Source organism: Xanthomonas sp. MLO165 (assembly GCF_018831305.1).
In the GTDB taxonomy this organism is placed as follows: Bacteria; Pseudomonadota; Gammaproteobacteria; order Xanthomonadales; family Xanthomonadaceae; genus Xanthomonas; species Xanthomonas arboricola.
The window spans coordinates 3,808,412-3,820,950 of record NZ_CP029263.1; the positions used below are offsets into that span (position 1 = coordinate 3,808,412).

Annotated in this window: 9 protein-coding genes; 5 read left to right on the forward strand and 4 right to left on the reverse strand. The window is 68.0% G+C overall.

From position 1 onward, the window contains the following. Positions 1-118 precede the first annotated feature (118 nt). Positions 119-1,003 carry a LysR family transcriptional regulator gene (locus tag DGN21_RS15950; protein WP_126966883.1) on the forward strand — a complete coding sequence of 295 codons (885 nt, stop codon included), beginning with the start codon at positions 119-121 and terminating at the stop codon, positions 1,001-1,003. 35 nt (positions 1,004-1,038) lie between these two features. Here DGN21_RS15950 and DGN21_RS15955 read toward each other — a convergent pair whose 3' ends face one another. Continuing rightward, positions 1,039-3,990: a ligand-binding sensor domain-containing diguanylate cyclase gene (locus tag DGN21_RS15955; RefSeq protein ID WP_241235275.1), complete on the reverse strand. Its 2,952-nt coding sequence runs from the start codon at positions 3,988-3,990 to the stop codon at positions 1,039-1,041. 328 nt (positions 3,991-4,318) lie between these two features. On the opposite strand from DGN21_RS15955, the gene DGN21_RS15960 reads away from it, so the two are divergent. From DGN21_RS15960 to DGN21_RS15970, 3 genes are all read left to right on the forward strand, one after another. Beyond that, a complete protein-coding gene (locus tag DGN21_RS15960; protein WP_065032828.1) occupies positions 4,319-4,972 on the forward strand; it encodes a TetR/AcrR family transcriptional regulator in 654 nt (217 codons plus the stop codon). 128 nt (positions 4,973-5,100) lie between these two features. After that, positions 5,101-5,757, forward strand: coding sequence for a protein-L-isoaspartate O-methyltransferase (locus DGN21_RS15965; RefSeq protein WP_024938983.1), 657 nt, complete (start codon positions 5,101-5,103; stop codon positions 5,755-5,757). A gap of 20 nt (positions 5,758-5,777) precedes the next feature. Next, positions 5,778-7,160, forward strand: coding sequence for a TolC family outer membrane protein (locus DGN21_RS15970; RefSeq protein ID WP_102251311.1), 1,383 nt, complete (start codon positions 5,778-5,780; stop codon positions 7,158-7,160). A 576-nt stretch (positions 7,161-7,736) separates the two neighbouring features. Here DGN21_RS15970 and waaA read toward each other — a convergent pair. Next, on the reverse strand, positions 7,737-9,053 hold the full coding sequence (gene waaA / locus DGN21_RS15975) for a lipid IV(A) 3-deoxy-D-manno-octulosonic acid transferase (RefSeq protein ID WP_184550721.1): 1,317 nt from the start codon (positions 9,051-9,053) through the stop codon (positions 7,737-7,739). A gap of 76 nt (positions 9,054-9,129) precedes the next feature. Here waaA and DGN21_RS15980 point away from each other — a divergent pair, with 76 nt between their 5' ends. Beyond that, entirely contained in the window at positions 9,130-10,050 is a 921-nt protein-coding gene (locus DGN21_RS15980; protein ID WP_046344209.1) for an LpxL/LpxP family Kdo(2)-lipid IV(A) lauroyl/palmitoleoyl acyltransferase, read from the forward strand. A gap of 61 nt (positions 10,051-10,111) precedes the next feature. On the opposite strand, the gene DGN21_RS15985 is transcribed toward DGN21_RS15980, so the two are convergent. Further along, positions 10,112-11,446, reverse strand: a complete 1,335-nt coding sequence (locus DGN21_RS15985; RefSeq protein WP_184550719.1) for an O-antigen ligase — start codon at positions 11,444-11,446, stop codon at positions 10,112-10,114. Continuing rightward, positions 11,427-12,539, reverse strand: coding sequence for a glycosyltransferase (locus DGN21_RS15990; RefSeq protein ID WP_184550717.1), 1,113 nt, complete (start codon positions 12,537-12,539; stop codon positions 11,427-11,429). The genes DGN21_RS15985 and DGN21_RS15990 overlap by 20 nt, the downstream gene beginning before the upstream one ends.

Here is a 12,539-nt window from a genome sequence, read left to right on the forward strand (position 1 = left end):
CGGCGATCCGGTTGGCGGATGGTGGGAGCACCCACCTGGCTGCGTTCGATGCTAGGAGCTTGCCTTGGATAACGCAAATTCATATTGTTTATTCAACAAATGAAATTTGGGAATGGCAATGGATCTGGCAAGCCTCAGCGCCTTCGTGGCGATCGCCGAGAGCGGCAGCTTTTCTGCAGCCGGCGAGGCCTTGCATCTCACCCAGCCGGCGGTGAGCAAACGGATCGCCTTGCTGGAAGCGCAACTGTCGGCGCGGCTGTTCGACCGCCTTGGCCGCCAGGTGGTGCTGACCGAGGCCGGCCAGGCCCTGCTGCCGCGTGCGCAACGCATCCTGGCCGAGCTGCAGGACACCCGCCGCGTACTGGAGCATCTTGGCGCGGCGATCGGCGGGCGCCTGAGCCTGGCCACCAGCCATCATGTCGGCCTGCACCGCCTGCCCGCCCTGCTGCGCGGCTTCGCTGCGCAACACCCGCAGGCCGCGCTGGACATCCAGTTTCTGGACTCGGAACTGGCCTATGCCGCGGTGCTGCGCGGCGAGGTGGAGCTGGCGGTCACCACGCTGGCACCGGATACGCGTGCGCCGCTACGCGCGCAACCGATCTGGCATGACCGCCTGCAGTTCGTGGTGGCGCCGGATCACCCGCTGGCCGCATTGCGCGCGGTGTCGCTGGAAGATGTGGTGGCGCATCCGGCGGTGCTGCCGGACCCGGGCACGTTCACCCATCGCATCGTCGCCGGCCTGTTCGCCGAGCGCGCCCTGGTGCCGAGCCTGCGTATGACCACCAATTATCTGGAGACGATCAAGATGCTGGTGTCGGTGGGCCTTGCGTGGAGCGTGTTGCCGGAGCGCATGATCGACCATCAGATCGTGGCGCTGCCGCTGCCCGACGTGGCGCTGTCGCGCGAGCTGGGCTGCGTGACCCATGGCGGGCGCACCCTGTCGCGCGCCGCGCAGGCATTTGTCGCGTTGCTGCATGCGCAGGCGGACCAGTTGCAGACATGAGCGCGGCAGCTCCACGCAGCCGGCACACAGCAGCCTTATTGATCCACCAGCCGATCGCGCCCCAGCCGCTTGGCGTGGTACAGACGGCGGTCTGCCAGCGCCAGCAATTCGCGCCGGCTCGGTGCCTCATCGCTCATCGCCATGCCCATGCTGGCGGTGCAGCGCACCGTCGTGCCCTGCGTCTGGACAGCGATCGCGGCGAGCCGCTGGCGCATGCGCTCGAACAAGGCGCGCGCCTGTGCCGCGTCCACACCCACTGCCGCGAGCAGAAACTCTTCGCCACCGTGGCGCGCGGCAAAGCACTGCGCCCGATCCTGTTCACTGAGCGCTTCGCCGATCGCGGACAGCACCGCGTCACCGACCTCGTGGCCGTATTCGTCGTTGATGTGCTTGAAGTGGTCGATATCCATCAGCACCAACGCCAACGGGGCGCCACCGGCGTGCGCATCGTCGAACCATTGCTGCAGGACCCGCTCGGCCTCGCGCCGATTCGGCAGGTCGGTCAGCACGTCATGGCTGGCGCGGTATTCGAGCTGGCGCATCAGCGCTTCGCGCTCCTGGCTGGCCTGCTGCAGCGCGAGGTTCTTGTCGCTCAGCTCGCGTGTGCGTGCGTCGATCACCGTATTGAGCTGGCGCTGCCGGCGGCGATAACTGGCGGTACGCCACAGATAAAACCCGTAGATCAGGCTGCCCAGCCCGAGGATGCCCAGGGCGATCACTTCGCCACGCCGCCACCACGGCGGCGCCAGCGCGATCACTAGGCTGGATTCGCCCAACAGCGCGGTCTGTCGCCAGTCCACCGGCAGCGACATCGCCTGGACACGGAAGCGGAAGCGCCCCGGCGGCAGATTGGTGTAGACCGCCTCGCTGGCGCTGTCGGCGTCCACCCAGTCCGGGTCGAAGCCCTCCAGCCGGTAGCGGTAGCGCACCTTGTCCGGGCCACGGAAATTCAACCCGGCATAGCCGATGGCGATGCGCCGGGTCTCCGCACCGAAGCGATGCAGGCCAGTGAGCGGCTGCACCATGCCGTCGACCAGCAGGCGCTCGAACACGATCGGCACGCGATGGCCTTGCAAGGTGCCCACGCGCGCCGGATCGATCACGCCCAGGCCCGCAGCGGTGGGGAACAGCAGCTGCCCGGACTGCGTCATCCAGCCGGCCGGCGCGCTGCTGCCGTTGCCTTGATTGCCGGGCATGCCGTCGCTGCGATCCACCACCTCCACGCTCAACTGCTCGCGCGTCCCGGCATCGAGCTGGTCGAAGTCGCTGCGCGCGATGCGGAACACGCCATGGTTGCTCGACAACCAGAAATAACCGCGGCCGTCATCGATCACCCGGAACACCTTGTCGCGCGGCAGCCCGACCCGGTGGTCGTAGACGCGAAAGGTCTCACCACTCAGCCGCAGCAGGCCACGATCGCTGGCGATCCACAGGTCGCCCTTGGCATCGCGCAGGAAGTCGAAGGCGTTCTGTCCGGGAAAATCCTGCTCGCCCAGCCATGCGCGCGTGCTGCCGTTTGCCGACAGCGCGGTCATGCCGCGATCGGTGCCGATCCACACGGTGCCCAGCGTGTCGCGATACAGCACCTGCACCGAGCCATCGGGTACGCCGTCGGCGGCGGTGTAGCGGCGTGCCTTGCCATCGCGCCAGCGCACCAGCCCGGCCGTGGTGCCGATCCATAGCGTCTGGCCATCCGGCAACACCGCGCGCACCGACAGCGACGGCAGGCCGTCGGCCGCACCGATGCGCGCCACCACGCGACCTTGCGCATCCAGCCGCACCACACCCTGGCTGTAGGTGCCGGCCCAGACGCCGCCATCGCCGGCGTCGGCCAGGGCCAGCACCGACTGCTCCAGCACGCGTCCGCCCTGGTTCGGCACCACCGACACGCGACTGATCTGACGATTGCGCCAGCGGTCCAGGCCCACCGCGCTGCCCACCCACACGGTGCCGTCGCCGGTCTGCAACACCGTGCGCACATAGTCCGAGGCCAGCCCGTCCTCGTGGGTGACGCCGTGCGCGGCGCCCTCGGCAATGCGGAACAGGCCGTGCGTGCTGCCGACCCAGATCAGGCCCTCGGCGTCTTCCAGCAGCGCCGGGCTGGCCACTCCTGAAATGGCGATCTGTTCGTCGGGCGCATTCGCACCGCTGTGGACCACCAGCGTGCCCGAGGGCAGGCTCATCCACAGATGTCCGCGCCGGTCCAGCAGCAATGCATCCACGCGCTGGCCCTGGCGGAACCGCTGCAGGCCGCCGCCGCGGCTCCACCACCACACGCCGTCGTCGCCTGCAACGAGCAGGCCGCCCTGACGATCGCCGGCCAGCCGCCGCACCGGTGCGGCGCGCATCCCATGTGCCTTGCCCCAGGCCTCGGCTGCGCTGCCGTCGCGGGGCAGACGATAGAGCCCGACTTCGGTACCCACCCATAAATCGCCACTGCCCTCGGCCGCCAGCGCGGTGATGCGCGCGCGCGGCAGGCCGGCCTGGCGACCGACGTCCACCACCCGCCCATCCGGCTCGATGCGGTACAGCGTCTGCGGCGTGCCGACCCACAGCGCGCCGTCGGCGCGTCGCAGCAGCGCACTGACCGCCAGGTGCCGCGCCGAAGCGTCGCCCAGTTGCTGCCAGTGGCCGTCCTGGTAGTGATAGACGCCATCGAACGCGGTGCCGAACAGCATTCCGCCGGTGCTGTCGCGTATCACCACGAACACGCCCCCCAGCTCGACGCCCGGTGTGTTCTGGCGGTCATACACGGTGAAGTCGCGGCCGTTGAAGCGCGCCACGCCTTCCCAGGTGCCCAGCCAGATCAGGCCGTCGGCGCCCTGCGCCACCGCATGCACCAGATTGTGCGGCAGGCCGTCGTCCATGCTCCAGCGCGTGACGGTGTGATACGCGGTATGGGTCGGCGGCTGGGCGCCGGCCGGCCACACGCCGAGCAGGATGCAGGCCAGCAATGCCCATCGCCACAGCAGCCCGGTCCGCCGCACGCATGTGCTGCGGACGCAGCCTGTATGCGCATGCGCCCCGACCCTGTCCACGCTCTCCCATCCCCTCGTCGTGCCGGCAAAAGAGGCTGCCGACATGCGCCGACAGACCGTTAGTCAATCTATCACCGGGGGTTTTTCGGCGCCCTAGGTGGATTCCCCACAAGGATGGGACGCACCATGACACCGGGAGGCATTCAGTTGAAACAATTATTGGCCATCACCAAGCGGGGGCGCAGCTAACGCGGGGGCGCGATCTTTCCTGAGTGCTTCAAGGCGCAGCGCGGGCGGCGAGTATAAATATAGAACCCGATGGTCTAGTATTGGCGGCATGTCCAGCTCGCCCCCCCTCAAGTCCAAGGCCAAGAGCAACGGCCCTGGACGGCCCAAGGATCTTGGGAAACGCGCCGCCATCCTGGGCGCTGCCCGCACCATGTTCATGGAGCAGGGGTATGCCGGTGTCAGCATGGATGGCATCGCCGCGCAGGCGGGCGTGTCCAAGCTCACCGTCTACAGTCATTTTGGCGACAAGGAGAGCCTGTTTTCCGAGGCGATCCGTGCGCAATGCCAGCACATGATGCCGGACGACCTGTTCGACCACGCCCCCGAGGGCGCGTTGCGCGATCAGCTGATCGAAATCGCCGACGCATTTTTCGCCATGGTCAGCACCGACTCGGCCATCGCCACCCACCGCATGATGATGGCGCCCGGCACCGGCGACGTACATGTGCGTGAGATGTTCTGGGACGCCGGCCCCAAGCGAACCCAGCAGGCGCTGGCGGATTTCCTGTCCGCGCGCGTGGCCGATGGCCAGCTGAAGATCGACGACGTGGCGCGTGCGGCCTCGCAGTTCTTCTGCCTGCTCAAGGGCGAGCTGTATGCGCTGATGATGTGCGGCCTGCATGGCCAGCCCACCCGCGCGCAGGTGGACGAGCACCTGCAGGCCAGCGTGGATTTTTTCCTGAGGGCGTATGCGCCGCGCTGACCGCCCCCGGCCTTTGGTGGCGATGACTTCCGGCACTGCGCCGTTTGGCGGCGCGCAGCGATGCTAGATGCGCCAGTTGCCCCGTGCACCGGTAAAATGCCTGCCCCACCGCGTTGGATAACCGCACCATGACGATCGATTTCTCCCAGGCCCGCGAAAAGATGGTCGAACAGCAGATCCGGCCGTGGGACGTGCTGGACCTGCGCGTGCTCGAGGTGCTGGCGCGCCTGCCACGCGAAGCCTTCGTGCCCGAGGCCTACAAGACCCTGGCCTATGTCGATGTGGAAATCCCGCTGTCGGCCGGCCACAAGATGATGAAGCCGGTAGTGGAAGGCCGCATGTTGCAGGCGCTGGATCTGCAGCCGGGCGAAGACGTGCTGGAAATCGGCACCGGCAGCGGGTTTTCCACTGCCTGCCTGGCCGCGCTGGCCCGCGAAGTGCTGAGCCTGGAGATCGACCCGGCACTGGCCGCCGCTGCACGCGCCAATCTGGATAGCAGCGGCCTGGGCAGCAATGTGCGGATCGAGACCGCCGACGTGTTCGGCTGGCAGAGCGAGCGTCGCTTCGATGCCATCTGCGTGACCGGCGCGGTCGAGTCGCTGCCGACGCAGTGGCTGCAGTGGCTGCGCCCGAACGGCCGGCTGTTCGTGGTGCGCGGTCACGATCCAGTGATGGAAGCGGTCCTGGTCCGTGGCGACGTCAACGCGCCGCGCATCGAATCGTTGTTCGAAACCGACCTCGCCTATCTCCAGGGCGCCGCACCGACGCCCCGATTCCAATTCTGATTCCCAAGGAAGCTTCCCCGATGATCCGCCGATCCCTCGTCCTGGCGCTGGCCGCCGCCCTGTCTCCGATGGCTGCGAACGCCACCGATCTGCTGCAGGTCTACGAAATGGCCCGCAACGGCGATCCGCAGCTGGCAGTGGCCGAGTCCACTCGCCTGGTCAATCGGGAGGGCGAAGTGCAGGCGCGTGCGGCGTTGTTGCCGCAGCTGGACGGCACCGCCGGTTACACCCAGTCGCACCGCGAGCTGGAAGGCGTGGATGGCCGCTCGACCACCAAGCAGCGTCAGTACGCGATCCAGGGCAACCAGACCATCTTCAACTGGGCGCAGTTCGCCAATCTGCGTGCACAGCGCGAAGTGGCCAAGGCGGCGGACTTCACGCTGGAATCGGCCAACAACGACCTGATCACCCGCACCTCGGCGGCGTATTTCCAGGTACTGGTCGGCATCGAATCGCTGGCGGCGGCAGAGACCAACGAAGCGGCCGCCAAGAAACAGTTCGACTACGCCGACAAACGCCTGGAAGTGGGCCTGGCCCCGATCACCGACGTGCACGAAGCGCGTGCCCAGTACGACCAGGCGCGTGCCGACACGATCAATGCGCGCAACACGCTAAAGGATTACTACCAGGCGTTGACCGAGCTCACCGGCCAGCCGGTGGTCAGCCTGCGTGCACTGCCGGAAGAGTTCCGTCCGGAAGTACCGGCCGCCTATGCCAACGTCGATCAACTGGTGGCCACCGCCATCGCCGACAATCCGGCGTTGAAGGCGCAGCAGTTGCAGGTCAGCGCCGCCGAGGCGCAGGTCAATGCCGCGCGTGCGGGCCACTACCCCACCTTGAACCTTGGCGCCAATATCGGCCGCACCAACAGCTGGGGAGGCGCAGGCACCGTCGACCAGGCGGCCGGCAACTTCACCACCAGCGGCCGCGACATCGATACCGATTCGATCGGCATCACGCTGTCGATTCCGATCTTCGCCGGCGGCGCCACCCAGTCGGCCGTGCGTCAGGCGCTGTCGCGTCGCGATATCCAGCAGGACACCTACGAGCAGCAGAAGCGCGCGCTGGATCGCAACACGCGCAATGCCTACCAGACCGTGGTCGCCGGCATCAGCGAAGTGGAAGCACGCCGCCTGGCCGTGGTCTCCGCACAGGCCGCATACGACGCTTCGCAGGTGGGCCTGGAAGTCGGCACGCGCACCGTGCTGGACGTGGTGCAGAACCAGCGCACCTTGTTCCAGGCGCAGCTGAACTATGCGCAGTCGCGCTACAACTTCCTGCAGAACCGTCTGCTGCTGGGCCAGGCGATCGGCAAGCTCGACATCACCGACCTGCAGGACGTGAACCGCCTGCTGTCGCAGGATGCCGAGTCCAAGCTGCAGGGCAGTGGCTCGCTGCAGTAATGCGGGCCGATAGGTAACTAAAAAGGCGGGCGCAGGCCCGCCTTTTTTATGTCCGATGCACGCGCGTACCTAGCTGCCTGCGATCCCTGCGATGACTGCGGCATTAGCCGCTGATCTGCGACTTGGCTGCAGGGCCCTTGCCCGCCCACCATCACGGGACACGCTGCAAGTACGTCCCAGTAAGCTCTTACGCGGCCTCCATGCCGCGTCAGGTCCCGCGACGGTGAACGGGCAAGGACCAGTCGAGATGGTCGGCGTGCAGGTTTGCAAGCAATTTCGACAAAGCAACCGGCGAACTCTCTGCTGCGGTGTCCTCGCCGGTTGCGGGACCGTATGGCGGCAGGGATGCCGCCACAGAGCCTCCACGGACCGATTCACGGCGTGTCCCGCGAGCGGCGAGGACACCGCACGCTCGACCAATGCGGCTTGAGACTCTCCAGATGACGCCCAAAGCGGCTGATCACACGACTGCGCGATCGCCACGCCCTGTTGGCACTCCAAGGCCGTTGGCTGACGCGCATTAGCGTGACTGCGGCAGGATCACTGCAATGCTGCAGTGCAGGCGCAGTGACATCCTCAGGACGCCGCGCCCTCGCTCACCACCGGCGGCAGGTCCGGCGCGATCTGCACCAGCGTCCGCGCCACCGCGCCCTTGCCATTGGCGACCAAGGCCAGCCCCGCCGCGGCCATCGCCTCGCGTTGGGCAGGGTCGCCGAGCAGGCGCGCAAGATCGTGGTAGACGCTGTCGGCATCGTCGCAGATGGCCACCGCATCGGCCTCGCGCATGCGCCGCGAAATCTCCGAGAAATTGTGCAGATGCGGGCCGGTGACCGCCGGCGTGCCGACCGCCGCCGGTTCGAGCAGATTGTGCCCGCCTATCGGTTGCAGGCTGCCGCCGACGAAGGCGACCTGCGCGCAGGCGTAGAAGCTCATCAGCTCGCCCAGGGTATCGATGACAAACACCTTGTCGCGCGCCTGCGGCCATTGCTGGCTCTTGCGCGTGGACACGGCCCAGCCACGCTCGCGCGCCACGGCCTCGACCTTGGGAAAGCGCTCCGGGTGGCGCGGCGCCCATAACATCAACAAGTCAGGAAACTGCAGCAGCAGGCGCGCATGGATGTCGGCCACGGCCGCTTCCTCGCCTTCGTGCGTGCTGGCGGCAATCCACACCGGCCGCGTTGCCGGCACATGCGTATGGAACTGCGCGACCAGCGCCTGCAACTGCGCAGGCGCGGCGATATCGAATTTGAGATTGCCCAGTGCGATCACCTGGTCGGGCCGCGCACCCAGCGTGATGAAGCGTTCGGCATCGTCGTGCGACTGCGCCGCCACGCAGGTGACGCTGCGCAGCGCGCGGCTGATCAACGGCGCCAGCAGGCGATAGCCGCGTAGCGAGCGCGCCGACAACCGCGCGTTGAGGATGTACACCGGAATTTGGCGATCGCGGCAGCCGAACAACATGTTCGGCCACAGTTCGGTTTCCAGGATCAACGCCAGGCGCGGGCGGAAATGCTCCAGGAACCGGCCAACGCTGCCGGGTACGTCATAGGGCAGATACACGTGGTCCACCGCATCGCCCCAGACCGCGCGCACGCGCTCGGAGCCGGTGGGGGTGATGGTGGTGATGACCCAGCGAATATCCGGACGCTGCGCGCGCAAGGCGTTGACCAGCGGCGCGGCGGCATTGACCTCGCCCACCGACACCGCGTGCACCCATACGCGTGGGCGACCGCAGGCATGCGTGTAGGAGGCATAGCGCTCGTTCCAGCGGTTGAAGTATTCGCGCACGCGAAAACCGCGCCACACCAGGTGGTACACCGTCACCGGCAGCAACAGGTACAACAGCGCCGAGTACAGTCCGCGCAACAGCCATTCGATCGGGTCTTTCCGCATCGCTGCAGGATACGGGAGCGTTGCGGCGTGCGCATGTGCACGCCGACGCGCGCGCGTGATCCCTTAGAATTGACGCATGTCCGAACCCGCCAACGTCGCTGTCCGCCCTTCCCTGCGCAACCCCAGGCACTGGCCGATGTATCTGGCCCTTGCCGTCATGGTGATCGCCGGACGCCTGCCCTGGACGCTGCAGCGCGCGCTCGGCCGTGGCGTGGGCTGGATCGCGATGCGCCTGGCCGGCACGCGCCGGCGCGCTGCCGAGGTCAACCTCAAGCTGTGTTTTCCCGAACAGGACGATGCCTGGCGGGCGCGGCTGTTGCGCGACAGTTTCGATGCGCTGGGCGTGGGCCTATTCGAATTCGCACGTGCCTGGTGGGGCAGCATCGATGCCATCCGTCCGGGCGTGCAGGTCGAAGGGCTGGAACATCTGCAGCGTCTGCAGGAACAAAAGCGCGGCGTGTTGCTGGTGTCCGGCCACTTCATGACGCTGGAGATGTGCGGGCGGCTGCTATGCGATTACGTACCGCTGGCCGGCATGTACCGCAGGCATCGCAACCCGGTGTTCGAGTGGGCGGTCAAGCGCGGGCGGCTGCGCTATGCCACGCACATGTTCGCCAACGAAGATCTGCGCGCCACCATCAAGCACCTCAAGCGCGGCGGTTTCCTGTGGTACGCGCCGGATCAGGACATGCGCGGCAAGGACACGGTGTTCGTGCCGTTCTTCGGGCATCCGGCCTCCACCATCACCGCCACCCACCAGTTGGCGCGGCTGACCGGCTGCGCCGTGGTGCCGTACTTCCATCGGCGCGAAGGTGGCCGCTACATCCTCAAGATCGCACCGCCGCTGGCCGACATCCCCTCCGACGATGTGATCGCCGATACCGCGCAGGTCAATGCGGCGATCGAGGACATGGTGCGCGAGGCGCCGGACCAGTACCTGTGGATCCATCGGCGCTTCAAGCGCCAGCCGGGCGGGCGCAGCGAATTTTATCGCTGATGTCGGCCGGTCTCACGCCTGCGCTGCGTGCAGCCGCAGCAGCGCACGGATGTGCGGCGAGTCAGCGCGGCAGCGGCTGATCTGCGTCGTCGTTGAGCAAGGCACCGGCATACAGGCCGGCCAGCATCAGGCTCAGCCCGCCCCAGAAGCTGGAATAGAACGCCAGATGCGTATTGAGCGGGAACACGGTTGCCACCAGCGCGATCATTGCCGGGCGTGCCTGCGCGCGCGCGGCCAGGCTGGAGTAGCGCCACGCACGCCAGGCCTGGGCCGCACCGGCCAGCCACAGCAGCAAACCGATCACCCCGGTTTCGGCCAGGATTTCCAGCACGATCTGGTGCGCATGGAAGGCCGGCCCGTCGCCCCATGCCGGCGCCTGCGCGGGGGCCGGATTGCAGGCCGGATACGCCTGCCGAAATCCGCGTGCGCCCACGCCATTGAGCGGATGCGCGCGGATCATGCACAGCGCCGCGCCCCAGATCTGCGCACGCCCGGACAGGGCCTGGTCGACGCCCTGCTCGCCATCGCTGAAGGCCAGGGCGGTTCGCTGGATCCGCTCGCGCGCCTGCGGCGCCACCGCCACCACGCCGGCCGCCAGCAGCGCGCCGATCAGCGCCACTCCCAGCAGGCGACGGCCACCCAGCAACTGCCAGCCGGACAGCAGCACGATCACGCCATAGGTGATCCACGACGCCCGCGAACCGGCCAGCACCAACACCACCCCGACCGCCGCCGCAGCGCCTGCCCAGGCCCAGGCATGGCGCCGGCCCACCGCCAGCAACAGGAAGGGCGACAGGCTGGCCAGGGTCTGGCCGAACTTGAGGTTGCACGGCCCCAGCACGCCGCTGAGGCGGTCGACCAGGGCCAGCTCCTGCGGCGTGCACAGGCCATGCCCGCTGATCAGCTGCTTGATCTGATCCAGGCCGAAGAACAACGGGCTGTTGCCGAACGCGGCCTGCAGCAGCGCATCCAGCGTCCACACCGCGCCAATCACTGCCAGGCCGGTGAAGGTGCGCCGACGCCGCTGCGCATTGGCCACCGCGATCGCGCACAACCACATGAAAGGCAGATAGCGCAGATCGGTGGCCGACTTGCGCAGCGCGCGGCCCACGTCCACCGCATCGAACGCCGACAGCATCTGCGGCAACCAGTACGCGAAGAACAACACACTGGTCAGCGCCCAGGCCGCACCGCTGAGCAGCCGGGTGCCGCCGCGGAAGCGCGCATGCAGCAGGCGATACGCCGCAAACAGCGCGCCCAGCGACAACACCGTCTCGGCCAGCCCGGGCGTGGGCCACAGGGCCACGAACAGGATCACCCACAGCGGCGCCCAGCGACCGGCATCGGGCGTCAGCACGGACGCGGGAGGGATGGCCTCAGCGGCGGAGTTCGTCATAGACCTTCAGGGTGGCCGCTTGCATGGCCTGCAACGTGTAGGGAAGCACGGCGGGCGCTGTCGGCGCCTGCTGCAGCAAATGAAGCGCCTGGGTGCGCAAGGCAGCGGCATCGAAGGCCGGCACCGCGCCGCCGGGTTGCAACTCGGCCAGCAGCTCGCCGACGCCGCCATGCGCCCACCCCAGCACTGGCCGGCCTACCGACAAGGCCTCCACCACGGTGCGGCCGAAGGCCTCGGGTTTGCGCGACAGCTGCAGCACCAGATCGCTGGCGGCGTAGGCCTCGGCGATGCGTGCGGTGGGTTCGGTGAAGGCGACCGCCTCGGCCACGCCCAGCCTGGTGGCCTCGGCTTCCAGCTCGCGCAGATAGGTTTCGCGGCCCGGCTCGCGCGCGCCCGGCAGCCACAACCAGGCCGGCACGCCGGCAGCGCGCACGTCGGCGAGCAGTTGCAGACCGTCGGCATGCCCCTTCAGCCGGGTACCGCGCCCGGGCAGCAGCAGCAGTGGCGCATCGGCCGGCAGGCCGGGCAGCATGCTCTGTGCCCAGGTGCGCGCGCGGCGATCCGGATGCGGGCGACGCGGAAACTGCGCGATATCGACACCGCGCGGTATCGTGCGCAAGCGCGCGCTGTCGGTCTGCGGATAGTGCGTGCAGACGTACTCGCGCACCGTCTGCGACACGCAGATCACCCGCTCGCCGTAGGTCATCACCGCGCTGTAGCGGCTGGGCGAGTTGAGCCCGTGCACGGTGGTGACAAAGCGCGGCCGCGTGGCCTGCGGCATGCCGCGCAACGCGTACCAGCCCAGCCAGGCCGGCAGGCGCGAACGCGCATGCACGATGTCGGCGCCCAGTTCGGCGAACAGCCGGCGCAGGCCGACCACATGGCGCAAGGTCAGCAGCGACTTGCGCCCGATATCCAGGGTGAGATGTTCACCACCGGCCTCCAGCAGCGGCTGGACCAGGCGACCGCCGGCCGACACCACCACCGCGCGGTGGCCGGCGCGCACCAGCGCAGCAGCGATTTCCAGGGTGGAGCGCTCGACGCCGCCGGACTGCAGCGCCGGCAGCAGTTGCACCACGGTCAGGCGGTGCAT